Annotated in this window: 16 protein-coding genes; 12 read left to right on the plus strand and 4 right to left on the minus strand. The window is 65.2% G+C overall.

Annotated features, from left to right (window positions below):
- Positions 1-448: 448 nt before the first annotated feature.
- Positions 449-991 carry a YolA family protein gene (locus HBF25_RS20375; RefSeq protein ID WP_166952154.1) on the minus strand — a complete coding sequence of 181 codons (543 nt, stop codon included), beginning with the start codon at positions 989-991 and terminating at the stop codon, positions 449-451.
- A gap of 310 nt (positions 992-1,301) precedes the next feature.
- Here HBF25_RS20375 and HBF25_RS20380 point away from each other — a divergent pair, with 310 nt between their 5' ends.
- Positions 1,302-2,069 (plus strand): DeoR family transcriptional regulator, encoded by a 768-nt coding sequence (locus HBF25_RS20380; protein ID WP_243853349.1) that lies wholly within the window; start codon positions 1,302-1,304, stop codon positions 2,067-2,069.
- A 49-nt stretch (positions 2,070-2,118) separates the two neighbouring features.
- On the opposite strand, the gene HBF25_RS20385 is transcribed toward HBF25_RS20380, so the two are convergent.
- Both HBF25_RS20385 and HBF25_RS20390 read right to left on the minus strand, forming a co-directional pair.
- Complete coding sequence (locus HBF25_RS20385; protein ID WP_166952160.1) at positions 2,119-3,021, minus strand: MBL fold metallo-hydrolase; 903 nt, start codon at positions 3,019-3,021, stop codon at positions 2,119-2,121.
- Positions 3,022-3,101: 80 nt separating this feature from the next.
- The gene (locus HBF25_RS20390; protein WP_166952163.1) at positions 3,102-3,968 is read right to left on the minus strand and encodes a LysR family transcriptional regulator; all 867 of its coding nucleotides are present in this window, start codon (positions 3,966-3,968) and stop codon (positions 3,102-3,104) included.
- Positions 3,969-4,249: 281 nt separating this feature from the next.
- On the opposite strand from HBF25_RS20390, the gene glpD reads away from it, so the two are divergent.
- Genes glpD through glpK form a run of 3 tightly spaced genes read left to right on the plus strand, consistent with a single transcriptional unit; the run spans position 4,250 to position 8,160 of the window.
- Positions 4,250-5,764, plus strand: coding sequence for a glycerol-3-phosphate dehydrogenase (gene glpD / locus HBF25_RS20395; RefSeq protein ID WP_166952166.1), 1,515 nt, complete (start codon positions 4,250-4,252; stop codon positions 5,762-5,764).
- A gap of 45 nt (positions 5,765-5,809) precedes the next feature.
- Positions 5,810-6,649, plus strand: coding sequence for an MIP/aquaporin family protein (locus HBF25_RS20400; protein ID WP_425483515.1), 840 nt, complete (start codon positions 5,810-5,812; stop codon positions 6,647-6,649).
- 8 nt (positions 6,650-6,657) lie between these two features.
- Positions 6,658-8,160, plus strand: a complete 1,503-nt coding sequence (gene glpK / locus HBF25_RS20405) for a glycerol kinase GlpK (RefSeq protein WP_166952172.1) — start codon at positions 6,658-6,660, stop codon at positions 8,158-8,160.
- 320 nt (positions 8,161-8,480) lie between these two features.
- Here the strand turns inward: glpK and HBF25_RS20410 are convergent, their stop codons facing one another.
- Positions 8,481-9,416 (minus strand): carbohydrate kinase family protein, encoded by a 936-nt coding sequence (locus tag HBF25_RS20410; RefSeq protein WP_166952175.1) that lies wholly within the window; start codon positions 9,414-9,416, stop codon positions 8,481-8,483.
- A 268-nt stretch (positions 9,417-9,684) separates the two neighbouring features.
- On the opposite strand from HBF25_RS20410, the gene HBF25_RS20415 reads away from it, so the two are divergent.
- The 8 genes from HBF25_RS20415 to HBF25_RS20455 all read left to right on the plus strand — a co-directional run bounded on the left by HBF25_RS20415 (position 9,685) and on the right by HBF25_RS20455 (position 19,113).
- Positions 9,685-10,731, plus strand: a complete 1,047-nt coding sequence (locus HBF25_RS20415) for a rod shape-determining protein (protein WP_166952178.1) — start codon at positions 9,685-9,687, stop codon at positions 10,729-10,731.
- 41 nt (positions 10,732-10,772) lie between these two features.
- Positions 10,773-11,774, plus strand: a complete 1,002-nt coding sequence (gene mreC / locus HBF25_RS20420; protein ID WP_166952181.1) for a rod shape-determining protein MreC — start codon at positions 10,773-10,775, stop codon at positions 11,772-11,774.
- The gene (gene mreD / locus HBF25_RS20425) at positions 11,771-12,262 is read left to right on the plus strand and encodes a rod shape-determining protein MreD (RefSeq protein ID WP_166952184.1); all 492 of its coding nucleotides are present in this window, start codon (positions 11,771-11,773) and stop codon (positions 12,260-12,262) included. Before mreC ends, mreD begins: the two co-directional genes overlap by 4 nt.
- A complete protein-coding gene (gene mrdA, locus HBF25_RS20430; RefSeq protein ID WP_166952187.1) occupies positions 12,259-14,265 on the plus strand; it encodes a penicillin-binding protein 2 in 2,007 nt (668 codons plus the stop codon). Before mreD ends, mrdA begins: the two co-directional genes overlap by 4 nt.
- A 2-nt stretch (positions 14,266-14,267) precedes the next feature.
- On the plus strand, positions 14,268-15,383 hold the full coding sequence (gene rodA, locus HBF25_RS20435) for a rod shape-determining protein RodA (RefSeq protein WP_166952190.1): 1,116 nt from the start codon (positions 14,268-14,270) through the stop codon (positions 15,381-15,383).
- A 61-nt stretch (positions 15,384-15,444) separates the two neighbouring features.
- Positions 15,445-16,479: a lytic murein transglycosylase B gene (mltB, locus tag HBF25_RS20440; RefSeq protein ID WP_425483516.1), complete on the plus strand. Its 1,035-nt coding sequence runs from the start codon at positions 15,445-15,447 to the stop codon at positions 16,477-16,479.
- A 143-nt stretch (positions 16,480-16,622) separates the two neighbouring features.
- Entirely contained in the window at positions 16,623-17,855 is a 1,233-nt protein-coding gene (locus tag HBF25_RS22305; RefSeq protein WP_243853351.1) for a septal ring lytic transglycosylase RlpA family protein, read from the plus strand.
- Between the two features lie 37 nt (positions 17,856-17,892).
- Positions 17,893-19,113 carry a D-alanyl-D-alanine carboxypeptidase family protein gene (locus tag HBF25_RS20455; RefSeq protein ID WP_166952192.1) on the plus strand — a complete coding sequence of 407 codons (1,221 nt, stop codon included), beginning with the start codon at positions 17,893-17,895 and terminating at the stop codon, positions 19,111-19,113.
- The last annotated feature ends 4 nt before the right edge of the window (positions 19,114-19,117 follow it).

A 19,117-nucleotide genomic window follows, 5' to 3' on the forward strand; every position in this document is an offset into this window, starting at 1 on the left:
ACTCAGAAGTGAAACGCGCATGCGCCGATGGTAGTGTGGCTCAAGCCATGCAAGAGTAGGTCACCGCCAGGGGCTTTATCCTAAAAACCCGGTCTTTTCTGAGACCGGGTTTTTTCTTTGCCCCAAATCCCTGTAGGAGCGCGCCTGCGCGCGACCCCTGGTCCCCAGCGCTTCGCATCACCGATGCCTTCCTGCCCAACCGGTCGCGCGCAAGGCGCGCTCCTACAATGGCCCCGCGCCGGCGTCGGCGTCGGCACCGACCCGGTCGGCCAACGCCGGGCGCGCGCAAGGCGCGCTCCTGCAGAAAATCAGTGAGTACAGCGCTTTCCGGAGGCTAGTTTTCAGGCTCGTGCCAGGGCTCGGTACCAGCGACGAGGGCACAAAAAAAGCCCGGTTCTCACGAACCGGGCTTTTTACTTTCATGCACGCGTTACGCGCCAAAACACCCTCAACGAATATTGATCTGCGTCGAAATCGTATTCCACGGCGCATTGGTCGACGTGTTCTGGTACTTGAACAAACCCGACTGCTGGCCATCCAGGTTGTACTCGTTGAGCCAGCCCACGACAGTCTGGCCCGCCGTGCACGGCCAGGTGTAATTGCTGCCCGTGATGCATACCGTGGTGCTCGCATACTGAGCCGATCGCGGCAGCTGTCCGCCATTCATCCACGCAATGGCATTGCTGCCATAACCGATCTCCAGCACGGCAACGCGCAGCTGCGCGCCACCATGGTCGCAGTTGGTCGTCATCTGGCCGGCGGCGGGATACTCCCAACCGCAGTTCGACGAACCGACGCCGTATACACGAATGCTCGAAAGCGCAGGTGCAGGGGCAAACACCACGAAGGGGGACGGTGCTTCGATCTGCACAGGCGCATCGGCGGGTTGGACGAGCGGCGGCAGGGTGACGATGCTGGTCGGCAGGTCCTGGGCCTGGGTAACCGCCGAGGCGGTGAGTACAGCAGCGAGTACGGCAAAACGAAAGGTCATTGGTACGAATACTCTTCGAAGGGAATCATGGCCCGCGGCAGGGCTTCACCTCCCAGCCATGGCGTGGAGGATCGCGGCTGCCGTTCGGGTGTGAATGCGCACGGCTGTCCGTCGCGCGAACGCACAGGCACCGGTCGGTGCCCTGAACGCCGGGGGATGATCCGGGGATACGAGGCCAACGAATGTCGTTTATCTCCGTTATCGATAGGCGGAATGGGCAAGCGTAAGGAGGCACCCTATGCGGACGCCGCATGACACCTATCCGGGAACGCGTCATGATGGTTCCGTACGCTGCAGCAACGGAACGACGATGGACCCAAGACTCAACCGCCGCCAGGAAGAACTGATTGCCCTCGTCCAGAGGGAGGGTTTCCTCGGTGTCGACGAACTGGCCAGCCATTTCGACGTCGCACCGCAGACGATCCGCCGTGACCTCAACCTGCTGGAGGACGGAGGCCTGATCCGTCGCTATCACGGCGGTGTGAGCGCCCCGTCGAGTGTGGAGAACGTGGCCTATGCCGCACGGCAGACGCTGCAGGCGGAAGAGAAGGGGCTGATTGCCCAGGCGATCGCCCGTGAAATCCCGGATGGCTCATCGCTGTTTATCAACCTTGGCACCACGAATGAAGGTGTCGGCCGGGCGTTGCTTGACCACCGGGATCTCCGGGTTATTACCAACAACCTCAATATCGCCATCCTGCTCAGCGACAACCCCACGTTCGAGGTGATTGTGGCCGGCGGTGTCGTGCGTCGACGCGATCATGGCGTGACAGGCGAGGCCACCATCGAGCTGATCCGTCAGTTCAAGGTGGACTACGGCATCATCGGTATTTCAGGCATCGAGCTGGATGGCACATTGCTGGATTTCGATTTCCATGAAGTCCGTGTTGCGCAGGCCATCATCGACCATTCGAGGCAGGTTTTCCTGGGCGCGGATCACAGCAAGATCGGCCGCAATGCCATGGTACGGCTGGGCGATTTCTCCAGGGTGGATGCGTGGTTCACGGATCGCCGCCCGCCGGATGAACTGGTATCCGTGCTGGAAACCTCGAACACCCAGCTCCACATTGCAGGCTGATGCAATAGCGCCACTTTTCGCGACAAGCTGGTCGCGCGCAGGCGCGCTCCTACAAGGTGCCGAGAGGGTGCCAGGCGTAGCCTGAGGTGGTGCCGTGAATAGTTCCCAGGCCGGGGAAGGGAGCATGGGCGGCGGCAACGATATCGCCACGATGATCGGCCTGCGCCAGGAAGGCTTCGCGCGTGGCCCGTGCCTGTCCGGGGGCGCTGTCATAGCAGACCGTTACGGCCGGTGTAGCCAGCTGCACCGCGGCTACATGAAACAAGTCACCACAGAAAACGACATCCGCCACATCCGTGCGCAAGCGATATCCGGTGTGACCACAGGTATGCCCCGGCAGTGATTCAGCGGTAAGCATGTCGAACCAGCAGGTGCCAGGATCGAAGGTTCGATAACGTCCCGCCTCGATATATGGTGAAAGGGTATGCCGCGCATGATCGAACGTCGCACGGACGCTTTCGTCCACATCGCCTAGGCCCCCCTCTTTCAGCCAGAACGTCGCCTCATCGCGCGGCACATGGACGACGGCCTTTGGGAACACGGCTTCGCCATTCCGGGTAATCCCTCCCATATGGTCCGGGTGCAGATGGGTAAGCAGGATGGTATCGATGTCGTCGACGCCATATCCGGCCTCTGCCAGATGCACGTTCATCCGCCCAAGCGTCGGATCCTGCAAGCTGCCCGCGCCGGCATCGACGAGCACACGATGCTCACCATCATCGATGAGGAACGCGTTGACGTGGCTGGGCACGACATCAGTAAGCCGCGCCTGCGACAACAGGCTGTCCAGTGACGCAGGCCCGCTGCGTAGTACGTCATGTGCCACCAGTGGAAAGTGTCCGTCGCACAGGGCAATGATCGTCATCGTGCCGATGTGTACACGATGGAGAGTTGCCTTATCGACGGTCGCGAACGATGCAGGAGGCAGAAGGGCAGTATCGACGTCGCACATGAAAGGAACTCCATGAAAAGGAGCCCCAGCGTGCCGCGACCAGGCGAGTCGTCACACTGACACCGATGTGCCCCGGTCCTTCAGGAATGTTCGGCTTCGCCACCAAGCAGCCGCGTGGCGATATCGGCCAGCGCGCGAACCCGGTCCATGCCGCGCATGTCTTCGTGGTAACCCATCCAGATATGGCGCGAAGGCGGGGCATCACCCACGTCCAGGCGCTTCAGCCCGATGCTGGTATCACCCACCGCGCACGGCAGCACCGCCAGCCCCATGCCTCGCTGGCACAGACGTGCCTGCAGCGCCCGATGGTTGGTCGTCGCGACGGCCTGCGCGTGCGGAAGCACCTCGCGGAGCCAGTCCACCTCCGGATACCGATGCACCGAGGTATCCATCAGCACCACCTTCGTGCCGCGGCCATCGCCCCGTGCGGGCATGTCGGCGTCGTCCCGCGCATACAGGCCGTAATCGATCCGCAGCAGCCGGCACTGCACCACGCCGGGTTCCTCGAAAGGCACCACGCGGAAAACCACGTCGGCTTCGCGCCGGGACAGGTCATAGCGTCGGGAACTGACCAGCAGCTCCGGCTCGATGCCCGGGTGCTCGTGCAGCAGGGTCTCGATGACCGGAGGCAGCACATAGGTGGCGAACCAGTCGGCAGACGAGATCCGTAGTGGACCGGCCGTCTTGCCGTCCTCTCCGGACAGCCGGCGCTCGATCGCCAGCGCGGAGGCTTCCATCTCTTCCGCGAGCCGGAACACCCGGGTGCCGGCGTCGGTGAGCAGCACACCATCCTGATGGCGCTGGAGCAGGGGGTGACCGGTGTCCTCTTCCAGCGCCCGCACGCGACGCCCCACCGTGGGATGGCTGAGGCCGAGCGTCCGCGCGGCAGCGCCCAGGGACCCCTGGCGGGCCACGGCCAGAAAGATACGTACGTCACTCCACTCCATGGCGGGACTCCTGACGGCGAAGACCATGACTGTGCGCGAGCCGGCCCCGGGCTGGCAAGCCGGCTATCCGTCCGCACGCTGACTTGCCGATTCGCTGCAATGCAGCGTGCGATGTTCGTTTGTGTTCGAATATGCTCATTTCAACGCGGGCTAGGCGCCGCTGAACGTGTGAAATGTTCGTATACGCGCAGGATTTCGCGTATCGGTTACCGAAAACGAACGTACCCGAGCGTAGGGTGCCCCTTCAGCGACGTCTCGCCTCCAGCCAAGCGGAGTGCGTGATGGTCGAGCAGGTCGATGTTCTGGTGGTCGGTGGTGGCGTCAACGGCGTGGGCATTGCCCGCGATGCCGTGGGGCGAGGCCTGAGCGTGTGGCTGTGCGAGCGCGACGACCTGGCGTCCCATACGTCCAGTTCCAGCACCAAGCTGATCCATGGCGGTCTGCGTTACCTGGAGCAGTTCGAATTCGCCCTTGTGGGCAAGGCGCTGGCCGAGCGCGAGGTGCTGTTGCGCGCGGCACCACACATCATCTGGCCGCTGCGTTTCGTGCTTCCGCACCAGCCGCACCTGCGTCCGGCGTGGATGATCCGCATCGGCCTGTTCCTGTACGACCACCTCGGTCGCGGCCGGCGCACGCTGCCGGGCTCACGTCGCGTGCGCTTCGGCAAGCACGTCACCGGCGAACCGCTGCGCCAGGAATTCAAGCAGGGCTTCGTGTATTCCGACGCCTGGGTGCAGGACGCCCGCCTCGTCGTGTTGAACGCCATGGATGCCGCCCGTCGTGGCGCCCACATCGAAACGCACACCCGCTGCGTCAGTGCCCGCCGCGACGGCGAGGGCTGGATCGCCGAACTGGAAGCCCGCGACGGTTCCCGTCATTTCGTGAAGGCCCGTGCGCTCGTTAACGCGGCCGGCCCCTGGGCGGCCTCGTTCCTCGACGACGTGGCCCACGTGAAGCATGACCACTCGCTGCGCCTCATCAAGGGCAGCCACATCGTGGTGCCGAAGATCTTCGAGCACCGCTATGCGTACATCTTCCAGCAGCCCGACCGCCGCATCGTCTTTGCCATCCCCTACGAGCGCGATTTCACGCTTATCGGCACCACGGATATCGAATACAAGGACGACCCTTCGAAGCCGAAGATCTCGGAAGAGGAGACCTCCTACCTGTGCGAGGCGGCCAATCGTTACTTTAAGAAACAGCTCACCCCGGCCGACGTCGTCTGGAGCTACAGCGGCGTCCGCCCGCTTCTCCAGGACGATTCGGGCAGCGCCTCCGAGGTCACGCGCGATTACCTGCTCGACATAGACCAACACGGTGCTCCCCTGCTGAACGTCTTCGGTGGCAAGCTAACCACCTTCCGCAAGTTGTCCGAGGAAGCCGTGGATCGTCTTGCCCCCTTGCTTGGCAACCACAAGCCCGCGTGGACGGCGGACGCCCCGCCGTTGCCCGGCGGCGGCGAGCGCGACATGGACGAGCTCATCACCGACCTGCGTTCCAGCCGCCCCTGGCTCACCGAAGACCACGCATGGCGCCTTGCGCACAGCTACGGCACGCGTGCCCGCGACCTGCTCGGCGAAGCCGGCGGGCTCGACGCGCTGGGCCAGCACTTCGGCGCCGATCTCTACCAGGCCGAGGTCGACTACCTCGTGCGCCACGAGTGGGTCACCGAAGCCGAAGATGTGCTCTGGCGTCGCAGCAAGCTCGGCCTGCGCATCGACGCGGCCGGCGTGCAGCGCCTTACCGATTACCTCGCCCACCGTTTCGCGAAAAACGAAAAAACAACGAACCCTTAGCGCCGTGGTGGGCGCCACACCGTGAAACCAATGGAGAGTAGGGTCATGCGGCAACAGATTGGCGAGTTGATATCCGAAGCGCTGGCGATGTTCATCATCATCGCGTTCGGCGATTCCGTGGCGTGCATGTATGTACTCTACGATCCGAGTCCGTACCAGAACGCGTACTGGGGCGTGTGTATTGCGTGGGGCCTTGCGGTCACCATCGCCATCTATGCCACGGCGTCGGTGTCGGGCACGCACGCCAATCCGGCGGTGACGCTGGCCCTGGCGCTGTTCCGCAATTTCTCCTGGAAAAAGGTGGTGCCGTACTGGATCGCCCAGGTCATCGGTGCCTTTCTCGGCGCGGCCATCGTCTACGTGCTGTTCGGGCCGGTGATCGACCACTTCAACGCCACGCACAACCTCACCCGTGAAGCGGGTGGTGCGGCCGGTGTGTTCTTCACGCATCCGGGCCTGGCCATCACGCCGATGCATGCGCTGTCCGACCAGGTCATCCTGACGGCCTTCCTGCTGTTCGGCATCTTCGCCATCACCGAGCAGTACAACGAGACGGCGCCGGGCGCCAACTCCGGTGCATTCATGATCGGCCTGCTGGTGGCCACCATCGGTGCATCCATGGGTTACCTGGAAGCATGGGCGATCAATCCCGCGCGTGACTTCGGCCCGCGCCTGTTCGCCTATTTCGCCGGCTGGGGTCCGTCGGCCCTGCCGTCGCCCGACAACTACTGGTGGGTGCCCATCGTGGGTCCGCTGATCGGCGGTGTCGTCGGTGGCGGTGCATACCAGCTACTGGTGCATCCCTTCCTCCCGGCCCGCCAGCGTGCGCTTGAAGAAGCGCGTCTTGCGGCGGCCGGCAAGTCTTCTCCGCAAAACATCAAGTGAGGCCGGACATGGGCAAGAAATACATTCTGGCGATCGACCAGGGCACGACCAGCTCGCGCACCATCCTGTTCGATCATGACGGCAACATCGCTGGCACCGCGCAGCGCGAATTCACCCAGATCTTCCCGCAGCCGGGCTGGGTCGAGCACAATCCGCGCGAAATCATGACCAGCGTGCTGTCGACGATGACCGAGGTCATCAGCAGCTCTGGCATCGACGCGTCGCAGATCGAAGGCATCGGCATCACCAACCAGCGCGAAACGGCCGTGGTGTGGGAGAAATCCACCGGCCAGCCCATCTACAACGCCATCGTGTGGCAGTCTCGCCAGACGGCCGAGATCTGCGAGCGGCTGAAGTCCGAAGGCCATGAAGAGATGGTTCGCGAGAAGACCGGCCTGCTTATTGATGCCTATTTCGCAGGCACCAAGGTGCGCTGGATCCTCGATCACGTGGAAGGTGCACAGGAGAAAGCCGAGAAGGGCGAGCTACTGTTCGGCACCATCGATACGTGGGTGATCTGGAACCTCACGGGCGGCAAGGTGCACGTCACCGATTACACCAATGCCTCGCGCACGCTGATGTACGACATCTACAAGCGCCAGTGGGACGACGAGCTGCTGAAGATGCTCAACGTGCCCAAGGCCATGTTGCCCGAGGTGAAGTCGTCCAGCGAAGTGTATGGCAACACGTTGGCCAAGCATTTCTTCGGTCGCGAAGTGCCCATCGCAGGCGTGGCCGGCGACCAGCAGGCGGCGCTGTTCGGCCAGGCCTGTTTCGAGCAGGGCCTGGCGAAGAACACCTATGGCACGGGTTGCTTCATGCTGATGAACACCGGCGAGAAAGCGGTGCGTTCGAAGAACGGCCTGCTTACCACCATCGCATGGGGTGTCGACGGTAAGGTCGAATACGCACTGGAGGGCAGCATCTTCGTTGCCGGCTCGGTGATACAGTGGCTGCGCGATGGTCTGCGCATGCTGGGCAAGGCGTCCGATTCGCAGGCCTATGCGGAGCGCGCGAAGGACAACGATGGCGTGTATTTCGTGCCGGCCTTCGTGGGCCTTGGTGCGCCGTACTGGAAGAGCGATGTGCGCGGTGCCGTGTTCGGTCTGTCGCGCGGCACCACGAAGGAGCAGTTCATTCGTGCCGCGCTGGAATCCATGGCCTATCAGACGCGTGACGTGCTCGAAGCGATGCAGACCGATTCGGGCATCCAGCTGAAGGAGCTGCGCGCCGACGGTGGCGCCATCGCCAACGACTTCATGGCGCAGTTCCAGGCCGACATCCTCGATGTGACGTTGCTACGCCCGAAGGTGCAGGAGACCACGGCCCAGGGTGCGGCGTATCTCGCCGGTCTTGCCGTGGGTTTCTGGAAGAGCAAAGACGACATCGCCAAGCGCTGGGCCGTGGATCGCGAGTTCAAGCCGGCCATGGCGAAGGATCGTCGTGACGATCTGTACGACGGGTGGAAGCAGGCGGTGAATGCAACGATGGGGTTCAAGCCGCGTAATTGATCGCGATACCGGTCGCGCGCGAGGCGCGCTCCTACAAGGGCGTCGTGTCCTGCGCGCACCGGCATGAGCGTGCCCGCCGCGCAACGACGTAACGGTGCCCGCCGCGCAACGACGTAACCGTGTTCGCTGCGCAACGACGTAACCGTGCCCGTTGCGCAACGGCGTAACGGTGCCCGCTGCGCAACGGCGTAACCGTGCTCGCTGCGCAACGGCGTAACCGTGCCTTGTAGGAGCGCGCCTCGCGCGCGACCGTCTGAGCGAAAACACCACAAAAAAAGGGGCGACGCATCACTGCGCCGCCCCTTCTCACAAAACCAGCCTCAACCCAGCTCGTAACCGAACTGCGCCTTGAACTCCGCCGCGAACTGCTCGTGCGTGAAGTACTGGTTCTGCGTGCCCGGATGCTCCACCTTCAGCGCGCCCATGAGCGACGCCATGTTGCCGATGGTCTTCCAGTCGTAGCCCTTCATGATGCCGAAGATAAGGCCGGCACGATACGCGTCACCGCAGCCGGTCGGATCCACCACCTTGCGCTCGCGCGCCGGTCCGATCTCGATCGTCTCGCCACCAACATGAATCTGCGAACCGCGCGGCCCCAGGGTGACGATATACGCCTTCACCTTGGACGCGATCTCGGCCGCGCTCCAGCCCGTGCGCTGCTGCAGCAGCTGCGACTCGTAGTCATTGACGATGACGTACGTGGACTTCTCGATCATCGAGCGGAACTCGTCGCCGTTGAACAGCGGCATCGCCTGGCCCGGATCGAAGATGAAGGGCACGCCGCGGGCGGCGAACTCTTCCACGTGCTGGAGCATCGCCTCGCGACCGTCCGGTGCCACGATGCCGAATTCGTAGTTCGGGATATCGCGCACGTGGTTGTCGTGGGCGTTGGACATCGCGCCCGGATGGAAGGCGGTGATCTGGTTGTTGTCCAGGTCCGTGGTGATGAAGCACTGCGGCGTGAACATGTCGTCGTACTGGCGCACGCCTTCGAGGCGGATGCCGTGCTTTTCCATGTGGGCGCGGTAGGGCAGGAAATCCTGGCCCACGGTGGCCACGGGCATCGGGTCGCCGCCGAGCAGCTTCAGGTTGTAGGCAATGTTGCCCGCACAACCGCCGAACTCGCGGCGCATGGCCGGCACCAGGAATGACACGTTCAGGATGTGGACCTGATCCGGAATGATGTGGTTCTTGAACTGGTCCTGGAACACCATGATGGTGTCATAGGCTAAAGATCCGCAGATTACGGCAGTCATGCGTGGGCGACCCTGAAGTGAATGGCGCGGCCGTGACCCGGCCGCTGCGAACCCGGCCCATGCAGGGTCCGGTAAACCCATCGATGGTACCGAAAAACATTTCCGTAGGCGATAACCCGGAGTCGTACAGATTTACGGGACTGGTACAGCATTCTCACGCATCACCCGGACTTACAAGGCTTTCTTAACTTCTTTGCCCTTGCGTGGGGGAGGGCGCCAATCTAGACTTCCACGCTTACTTTTTCCCGCAATTGGCGCCCGCCGCATCATGTTTAAGAAGTTCCGCGGAATCTTTTCGAACGACATTTCCATCGATCTCGGCACGGCCAACACGCTCATTTATGTGCGGGGCCAGGGCATCGTCCTTAACGAACCGTCGGTTGTTGCGATCCGTCAGGACCGCGGCCCGGGTGGTCCGAGGGCGGTTGCAGCCGTCGGTGGCGACGCCAAGCGCATGCTGGGCCGTACCCCGGGCAACATCGCCACGGTGCGACCCATGAAGGACGGCGTCATCGCCGACTTCACCATGACCGAAGCGATGCTCCAGCACTTCATCAAGCAGGTGCACCGCTCGCGCATGTTGCGCCCGAGCCCGCGCGTGCTGGTCTGCGTGCCCTGCGGTTCCACCCAGGTGGAACGCCGCGCCATCAAGGAATCGGCCGAAGGCGCCGGTGCCCGCGACGTCTTCCTCATCGAAGAGCCGATGGCGGCCGCGATCGGCGCCGGTATCCCGGTGCACGAGGCCCGTGGCTCCATGGTGCTCGACATCGGTGGCGGCACCTCCGAAGTGGCGGTGATCTCGCTGAACGGCATCGTCTACTCGCAGTCGGTGCGTGTCGGCGGCGACCGCTTCGACGAGGCCATCATCAACTACGTGCGCCGCAACCACGGCACCCTCATCGGTGAATCCACCGCCGAGCGCATCAAGCTCGAAGTGGGCTGCGCCTTCCCGCAGAGCGAAGTCCGCGAGATGGAAATCTCCGGCCGTAACCTCGCCGAAGGCGTGCCGCGCATGTTCTCCATCAACTCCAACGAGGTGCTGGAAGCCCTGCACGAGCCGCTCTCCGGCATCGTGGCGGCGGTGAAGGCGGCGCTGGAGCAGACCCCGCCGGAGCTCTGCTCCGACGTGGCCGAGCGCGGCATCGTGCTCACCGGCGGCGGCGCGCTGTTGCGTGACCTGGATCGCCTCATCTCCGAGGAAACCGGCCTGCACGTCATGGTGGCCGACGACCCGCTTACCTGCGTCGCCCGTGGTGGCGGCAAGGCGCTGGAGATGATCGACCAGCACGGCAGCGACTTCTTCGCCTTCGAATGATGATCGCGCGCGCCGCGCATACGGCCGGAGCGCGTTGATCCATGGCCCTGAATCGCGACGACAAGTCGCCGCTGTTTTCGCCCGCGGTGGCCGGCACCCTGCGCCTGATCGTCTATCTGGCGCTCGCCTGCGTGCTCATGGTGCTGGATCACCGCGGCGGCTGGCTGGCCAACGTGCGCTATGGCCTGTCGCTGGTGGTGGAGCCCATCTACCGCGTCGCGGGCCTGCCGTCGCAAGGTTTCCATGCGGCCACGGTGGCCTTCGCCGATCGCCAGGCGCTCACGGAGGCCAACCAGCGCCTGCGTGAGGATCTGCTGCTGGCCAATGCCAAGCTCAACCGCATGGCCTCGGTAGCCGAGCAGAACCAGCGCCTGAAGGAACTGCTCGACACCCAGCACAGCCTCTCGCTGAACGTGCAGCTGGCACGCCTGGTCGGCGTGGATCTGGGGCCTTACCGCCACCGCATCGTGCTGAACGTGGGTGCCCGCGACAAGGTACAGCCTGGCCAGGTGGTGATCGACGCTCGCGGCATCATGGGCCAGATCGTCGAGGTGATGCCCACCACGTCCGTCGCCATGCTCATCACCGACCCGAACCACGCCATTCCCGTGACCATCGAACGCACAGGCCTGCGTACGGTCGCCTATGGCTCGCGCGCCGGCGACATGCTCACGCTGCCCAACATTCCCGTGGCCGCCGATGTACAGGCAGGCGACAAGCTGGTCACCTCGGGCCTGGGCGGACGTTTTCCGCCGGGCTTCCCGGTAGGCGAGATCCGCGACGTGGCGCAGACCCCGTCGGGCACCTTCCTGTCCGCGCAGGCGAAGCCGGCAGCGGATCTCGACCGCAGCGAAGACGTGCTGCTGCTGCACGACCTGGCCGAGCCGGCCGGTCCCCCGCAGCCCGCGCCGAACGCCGGGCCGCCCACGAGCCTCGCGCCCGATCCCAACGCGCCTCCGCCGCCGACCCTGCCGTCCGTGACGTCGCCATCGGTGACGCCGGTGCCTGCGCATGCCGCGACCTCGGGAGCGACCCAGCCATGAACAAGGTCCGCGTCCGCCAGCTGTGGTTCGCCGTCACGCTGCTTATCTCCCTGTTCCTCATGCTGATCCCGATGCCGGGACCGCTGGCGCCGTTCAAGCCGTACTGGCCAGCCCTGGTGCTGCTCTACTGGTGCCTGCAATCGGGCGACCGCGTCACGCTGGGCATGGCCTTCTGCCTGGGCGTCGGCGCCGACCTGTTCGACGGCATGGTGCTGGGCGAACAGGCGCTGCGCCTCACGGCCATGGTCTTCATCGCGTTGCGGTTCCGCTCGCGCCTGCGCTTCTTCCCCATGTGGCAGCAGTCGCTGGCCGTGCTCGGCCTGCTGGTGAACGACCGCATCCTGCTGTTGCTGGTGCGCGTGTTCGGTGGGGATCCGCTGCCGCCGCCGGAATTCTGGATCTCGCCCCTGGTGGGCGCGGCCCTGTGGCCGTTCGTGTTTCTCATTCTCGACGACCTGCGTGCGCGCCTGCGCATTCATGACGCATGAGCTCCCGGCGCGCCTCGCTGAAGGAGCTACGCGGCGAAGCGGCGCTGTTCCGCCGTCGAGCGCTCACGGGCTTTGCACTGATCCTGCTTGGCCTGTGCGCGGTGGTATCGCGCTACGTCTACCTGCAGGTCTATCACCACGACGAGTTCGTGGCGCGCTCGGAGCAGAATCGCGTGAAACCGCGCGCGATTCCGCCCGCGCGTGGACTCATCTACGACCGTAACGGCGTCCTGCTGGCCGACAACGTTCCCGCGTTCCGCCTTGAGGTAACGCCCGAGCAGGTCGGCAACATGGACGAGATGCTGGCGCGCCTGAGTGCCGTGGTGCCGATCAGCGACGACGACATCACCACCTTCAAGAAGCAGGTGAAGCAAAGCCGCCGTTTCGATGGCGTGCCGCTGAAGCTCAAGCTCACCGAGGACGAGATCGGTCGTTTTGCCGTGAACCGCTGGCGCTTCCCCGGCGTGGACGTGGTGCCGTACCTCACCCGGCGCTACACGCTCGGCCCGCTGATGGCGCACGTCATCGGTTACGTCAGCCGCATCGACGCCGACGACCTGCAACGCGTGGACGAGGCCCGCTACAAGGGCACCACGCATATCGGTCGCATCGGTATCGAGCGCTACTACGAAGACGTATTGCACGGCGCGCCCGGCTACGAACTGGTGGAAGTCAATGCCGATGGCCGCACACAGGCCGTGCTCGACACCACGCCGCCGACGCCGGGCAAGAATGTCTACCTGACCATCGACGTGCGCCTGCAAAAGGCGGCCGCCGAGGCGATGGCGGGCAGGGCGGGCGCGGCGATCGCCATCGATCCGCGCAACGGCCAGGTGCTGGCCTTCGTCAGCGTGCCGGACTTCGACCCCAACCTGTTCGTCAACGGCATCAGCTCCGCCGACTACAAGGCGCTGATCGACGCACCGGACAAGCCGCTCTACAACCGTGCCCTGCGTGGCGTGTATCCGCCGGGCTCCACGGTGAAGCCGTTCCTTGGTCTGGGCGGTCTTACACTGGGCTTGCGCCGCCCTTCGGACACGGTGCTCTCCACCGGTGAGTTCTGCATCCCGGGGCAGTCACGTTGCTATCGCGACGACGTGCGCGGCGGCAACGGCGTGGTGAACCTGGTCCGCGCGATCGAAAAATCGACCAACACCTATTTCTACAAGCTCGCGCTCGACATGGGCATCGACCGCCTGTCTGAATGGATGGGCCGCTTCGGTTTCGGTAGCAAGACCGGTATCGACCTGGTCGGTGAAGTCACCGGCGTGCTGCCATCGCGCGAATGGAAGGCCGCGCGCAGCAAGGCCGGCTGGTTCCCCGGCGAGACGATCATCTCGGGTATCGGCCAGGGCTACTGGGCAGTGACCCCGTTGCAGCTCGCGCATGCCACCGCCACCTTCGCCGGTCATGGCGTGCCCTACGTGCCGCACCTGATGCTGGACACGCAGGACGGCGTGGATTCACCGCGCGAACCCCAGTCCTTCCCGCCGAGCGGTCCGTCGCTGATCCGCAAGCCCGCCGACTGGGATGCGGTGAACGAAGGCATGGAGGCGGTGATCAACTCGGGCACAGGCAAGAAGCTGGGTGGCGGTTTCCCATACCTCATCGCGGGCAAGAGCGGCACGGCCGAACGCTTCTCGCGCAAGACCGACGCCTACGACACCAACAAGAATACGGCCTACCTGGCCAGCCGCCACCGCGCGCTGTTCATCGCCTACACGCCGGCCGACGATCCGAAGATCGCGGTCGCGGTGGTGCTGGAAGCCGGCGCCTGGGGCGCCCAGGATTCCGGCCCCATCGCGCGAAAGATCCTCGACCAGTGGGTCGTGGACGAGGGCGGCCAGCGTCCGGTCGATCCGACGCCAGGGCAGGTGGTCACGGCGGATGCCGCTCCGGAGCCCACGGCGGCTCCGGCGGAGAGCTCGTCCGTGCAGGGGGCGCAGCCGGCCGAGCCTTCGAGCGTGCTGGCGCCGCCTGAAGACGGCGGAGAGGACCAGTAACCATGATCGAGCAATTCACCGTCCGCCTGAAGCGTTTCGGCCTGCGCCTGCTCACCCGGCCACGCCTGGACCTGCCGCTGCTGCTGGCGCTCATCGTGCTGGCCGGCGCCGGCCTCGCCACGCTCTACAGCGCAGGTGGCGGCAACTATTCGCTGGTGGGCGGGCAGGCTGCGCGCTTCGTGCTGGGTGCTGTGCTGATGGTCGTCATCTCACGCATTCCGCCTTCGGTGCTGCGCTCGTGGACGCCGTGGCTCTACGCCGGCAGCACGGCACTGCTGCTCGTGGTGGCCGCGCTGGGTGAAGGGCGCGGCGCTTACCGTTGGCTCGATCTCGGCATCATGCGTTTCCAGCCCTCGGAGCTGCTGAAGCTGACCATGCCCATGATGGTGGCGTGGTACCTGCATCCGCGGCAGCTGCCGCCGGGCTGGAAGGACATCGTCGTGGTCGGCCTGCTCATCGCCGTGCCGGCCGGTCTCATCGCGGAACAGCCCGACCTGGGCACCGCGCTGCTGGTGGCCGGCGCGGGCGCGTTCGCGTTGTTTTTGTCCGGCATGGCGTGGTGGCGTATCGGCCTGCTGGTGGGCAGCGCGGCGGGCGCCGTACCGGTGGCCTGGCAGTTCCTCCACGAATACCAGCGCAACCGCGTGCGCACGCTGCTCGACCCGGAATCCGACCCACTGGGCAACGGCTGGCACATCATCCAGTCGAAGATCGCCGTGGGTTCGGGCGGCATGTTCGGCAAGGGCTGGCAGAACGGCACGCAGTCGCGCCTGGACTTCCTCCCCGAGCACACCACCGACTTCATCTTCGCCGTGTTTTCCGAGGAATTCGGTCTCATCGGCGTCATCGCGATCATGCTGCTCTACGCCTTCATCATCGGCCGTTGCCTGTGGATCGCGATGAACGCCCGCGACACCTATTCGCGCCTGCTGGCAGGCGCCATCGGCATGAGCTTCTTCGTATACGTCGCGGTGAACGGCGGCATGGTCGCCGGCATCCTCCCGGTGGTGGGCGTGCCCATGCCCCTGGTGAGCTACGGCGGCACCTCGGCGGTGTCGCTGCTCACCGGCTTCGGCGTGCTCATGTCGATCCACGCCAACCGGAAGCTTCACGACTAGGGCTGAACGGCGGCCGAAGCGTGCCCCGGAATGGCCATTCTCGCGTGCTACGCTTCGGCGCATGGATGATGTTCTGATCGCGCGCCGCGCCCGCCCCGTACGCTTCCTCCCGCGCCTTGCCGGCGCGATGCTGGCACTTCCCCTGATGTTCGCCGCCGTCGCGGCGCAGGCCGAGACCCATCCGGGGCAGGCCGCGCTCGTGCGCGAGGTGGCGCGCGATACGGGCAAGAGTCCGGCGGCGCTGAACAAGCTGCTCGATGGCGCGAAGAAACAGCAGTCGATCATCGATGCGATGAACCGCCCGGCCGAGGGCAAGCAGTGGAAGGACTACCGGCCGATCTTCCTCACCGAGGAGCGTATCGCCGCCGGTGCCGAGTTCTATCGCACCCATCGCCAGCTGCTCGATACCATCGGCCGCAAGTACGGCGTGCCGCCGGAATACATCGTCGCCATCGTCGGCGTGGAGACCTTCTACGGGCGCAATACGGGCAAGTACAAGGTGCTCGATGCGCTCACGACGCTGGCGTTCTACTACCCCAAGCGTGCGCCGTTCTTCCGTGGCGAGCTGAAGACCCTGCTCGAACTGCCGTCCAATCATCTCGGCGGCCCGCTGGACACCCTCACGGGCTCCTATGCCGGCGCGCAGGGCTGGGGTCAGTTCATGCCCACCTCGATCCGCGAGTGGGGCGTGGATTACGACGGCGACGGCCGTATCGACATGAAGGGCTCGATGGGCGACATCTTCGCCAGCGTGGCCAATTATTTCGCCCAGCACGGCTGGGAAACCGGCGGCCCCGTGGTCGCCCGCGCGCAGCCGGACCGTCGTGCCCGCGCGCCGGACCTGCCGAAGAACTGGAAGCCCGTGGCGCCGGTGGAGGCCTTCGTGGCCGACGGCTTCGCCCCCGTGCAGCATCTCGACCCGGGCCGCGACGCGCAGCTGGTGCGCCTCGATGGGCCGGCGGGTGACGAATACTGGTTCACCTTCCAGAACTTCTACGTCATCACCACCTACAACCGCAGCCCGATGTACGCCCTGGCCGTGGATCAGCTGGCGCAGGAAATCCGCGCCCGCGTGAAAGGACCGAACGCGCGATGACGGGGGACACCGTGGGGGCGGTGATCGTTGGGAGCAGGATTCCCGCACGCAAAACCTGTAGGAGCGCGCCTTGCGCGCGACCGGTCGTCGCGATAGATACCGGTCGCGCGCAAGGCGCGCTCCTACAGGTCATCGTGATCGTCATGCTGGCGCTCGTACTCACCGCGTGTGGCGGCGGCAAGAACACCCGCCCGGGTTCGCGTGGCGGCAGCAAGTCGTCGCGTGGCTACGACGACATCAGCAAGTCGCAGTCGTCGCGCTATCGCTCGCGCAGCGACAGCGTGCCCACCGATATTCCCGACGTCAGCAAGCTCCCCGAGCCCGTGCCGAAAGTGGAGCCGCGCTCGCTCTACGGCAACAAGTCGCCGTACTCGGTGCTGGGCCAGAGCTACACCGTGCTCGATAGCCCCCGCGGCTACGTGGAGCGCGGCATCGCCTCGTTCTACGGCAACAAGTTCCACGGCTACAAAACCTCGAACCTCGAGGAATACGACATGTACCAGTTCTCGGCGGCGCACAAGACCCTGCCGCTGCCGAGCTACGCGCGCGTCACCAACCTGGAGAACGGCAAGAGCGTGATCGTGCGCGTCAACGATCGCGGGCCGTTCCACGACAACCGCGTCATCGACCTCTCGTTCGCCGCCGCCGTGAAAATCGGCGTGTGGCCCAAGGGCACCGGCCTGGTCGAAGTCCGCGCGATCGACCCCTCCGACCCGCGCAGCAATACGGCGCCACCCATCATCGCGACGGCGCCGGGCCCGGCGCCGGTGAGCGCACCCCCACCGCCTTCACGCCCCGCTGCCTCGCCGCCGCCTCCTTCCGCACGTACGGCCCCCACGGCTGCCAGCGTGGCCGCGGCTACCATCGTCGCTACCTCGCCGAAGCCGGCACCCTCCACGAGCACGGGCGAGCCGCCGGAGTACATCCCCGGCATGACCGGAGTGACCGCCGCGGAAGCCCTGCCGCCGATGCCATCCGCCGGCCAGCAGGCATCGAATACGCTCGTGCCGTCGTCCGCCCAGTCGCTGCCGGCCGCGCAGGCCCCTGTATCGCCCCCGAAGACCGGCACCGCCCCGGTCGTGGCCGCCACGGCGCAGCCTGCCGCTGCGACGAGCCCCGCCGGTCCGGCCGTGCTAGGCAAACCCAGCATCTACCTCCAGGTAGGCGCCTTCTCGGACATGGCCAACGCCTCCCGGGTGGCCGACCAGCTGAATCGCGCGGGGCTCGGCCCCGTCAGCGTGATCGAGACCTCCATCGGCGGGCGCAGCGTGCGCAAGGTCCGGGTAGGGCCACTGGCCGATGTAGACACCGCCGACAAGGTTACCGACCAGATCGAGAAAATGGGCCTGCCCAGGCCCCAGGTCGCGGTAGACTGACCCTCTTTTTTCCTGCTTTGACTGGACCGTTGAAACGATGAAGCTCTTGCCCCGTTCCCTGTTCGCTTTCGCCGCCGCCGCGCTCGTCGCCGGCGTGACCGTGGCGCAGCAGACGCCGCCCCGTCCCAGCGTCCCGCGTCCGGTGATGCCCGAGGCGCCGGTGCCGCCGCCGCCGGATGTGGAGGGCAAGAGCTGGGTCCTGATGGACTACAACACGGGGCAGATCATCGCGTCGAAGGACCCCGACCTCCAGGTCGAGCCGGCCTCGATCACGAAGGTGATGACCGACTACGTCGTCTCCGCCGAGGTCGCCAACGGCAAGATCCACATGACCGACCCGGTCACCATCAGCGAAAACGCCTGGCGTGGCGGCGGTGCCGGCACCGACGGTTCCACCAGCTTCCTGAAGCTCAACAGCCAGGTGCCGCTGAAGGATCTGCTCTACGGCCTCATCATCCAGTCGGGCAACGACGCGGCCATCGCGCTCGCGGAGCACACCGCAGGCTCCGAGCCGGCGTTCGCCAACCTGATGAACGCCTATGCCAAGCAGATCGGCATGACGCACTCGAACTTCGAGAACGCATCGGGCTATCCCATTGCCAACCACTACACGACGGCCCGCGACATCGCGATCCTGTCGCGCGCGCTGATCCACGACTTCCCCGAGGACTACGCTATCTCGGCCGTGAAGGAATTCGAGTGGAACGGCATCAAGCAGCACAACCGTAATCTGCTGCTGTGGCGCGACAACACCGTCGACGGCATCAAGACCGGCCACACTGCCGCCGCCGGCTACTGCCTCGCCGCCTCGGCCAAGCAGGGCGATGCCCGCATGATCGCCATCGTGATGGGTGCCGGCAGCGAAAAGGGTCGCGCCGATTCCGCGCTGGCGCTCATGAACTACGGCTTCCGCTTCTACGAAGCGCACAAGCTCTACGACGCCAACAAGCCGCTGGCCACGCCGAAGCTGTGGAAGGGCGCCGAGAACACCCTGCCGCTGGGCGTCAGCGAGAATGTGCTGGTTTCCGTGAAGCGCGGCGACTACGACAAGCTCAAGGCCAACCTCGACGTGCCGTCCACCCTGATTGCCCCGTTCAAGAAGGGCCAGCAGGTCGGCACCCTGCGTGTGACGCTCGACGGCCAGCCCGTCGTCACCGTCCCGCTGGTCGCGTTGAACGACGCGCCGGAAGGCGGCTTCTTCTCGCGCCTGTGGGACACGATCATGCTGTGGTTCCATAGCGACAGCGACAAGAAGTAAGGAG

It is taken from the genome of Luteibacter anthropi (genome assembly GCF_011759365.1).
In the GTDB taxonomy this organism is placed as follows: domain Bacteria; phylum Pseudomonadota; class Gammaproteobacteria; order Xanthomonadales; family Rhodanobacteraceae; genus Luteibacter; species Luteibacter anthropi.

Excerpts from the sequence above, each read along its gene's own strand:
- HBF25_RS20455 (WP_166952192.1), top strand. The coding sequence starts at position 17,893 with ATGAAGCTCTTGCCCCGTTCCCTGTTCGCTTTCGCCGCCGCCGCGCTC.
- mltB (WP_425483516.1), top strand. The coding sequence starts at position 15,445 with ATGGATGATGTTCTGATCGCGCGCCGCGCCCGCCCCGTACGCTTCCTC.
- HBF25_RS20385 (WP_166952160.1), bottom strand. The coding sequence starts at position 3,021 with ATGTGCGACGTCGATACTGCCCTTCTGCCTCCTGCATCGTTCGCGACC.
- HBF25_RS22305 (WP_243853351.1), top strand. The coding sequence starts at position 16,623 with ATGCTGGCGCTCGTACTCACCGCGTGTGGCGGCGGCAAGAACACCCGC.
- HBF25_RS20410 (WP_166952175.1), bottom strand. The coding sequence starts at position 9,416 with ATGACTGCCGTAATCTGCGGATCTTTAGCCTATGACACCATCATGGTG.
- HBF25_RS20390 (WP_166952163.1), bottom strand. The coding sequence starts at position 3,968 with ATGGAGTGGAGTGACGTACGTATCTTTCTGGCCGTGGCCCGCCAGGGG.
- HBF25_RS20375 (WP_166952154.1), bottom strand. The coding sequence starts at position 991 with ATGACCTTTCGTTTTGCCGTACTCGCTGCTGTACTCACCGCCTCGGCG.
- rodA (WP_166952190.1), top strand. The coding sequence starts at position 14,268 with ATGATCGAGCAATTCACCGTCCGCCTGAAGCGTTTCGGCCTGCGCCTG.
- HBF25_RS20380 (WP_243853349.1), top strand. The coding sequence starts at position 1,302 with ATGGACCCAAGACTCAACCGCCGCCAGGAAGAACTGATTGCCCTCGTC.
- mreD (WP_166952184.1), top strand. The coding sequence starts at position 11,771 with ATGAACAAGGTCCGCGTCCGCCAGCTGTGGTTCGCCGTCACGCTGCTT.
- mreC (WP_166952181.1), top strand. The coding sequence starts at position 10,773 with ATGGCCCTGAATCGCGACGACAAGTCGCCGCTGTTTTCGCCCGCGGTG.
- glpK (WP_166952172.1), top strand. The coding sequence starts at position 6,658 with ATGGGCAAGAAATACATTCTGGCGATCGACCAGGGCACGACCAGCTCG.
- glpD (WP_166952166.1), top strand. The coding sequence starts at position 4,250 with ATGGTCGAGCAGGTCGATGTTCTGGTGGTCGGTGGTGGCGTCAACGGC.
- HBF25_RS20415 (WP_166952178.1), top strand. The coding sequence starts at position 9,685 with ATGTTTAAGAAGTTCCGCGGAATCTTTTCGAACGACATTTCCATCGAT.
- HBF25_RS20400 (WP_425483515.1), top strand. The coding sequence starts at position 5,810 with ATGCGGCAACAGATTGGCGAGTTGATATCCGAAGCGCTGGCGATGTTC.
- mrdA (WP_166952187.1), top strand. The coding sequence starts at position 12,259 with ATGAGCTCCCGGCGCGCCTCGCTGAAGGAGCTACGCGGCGAAGCGGCG.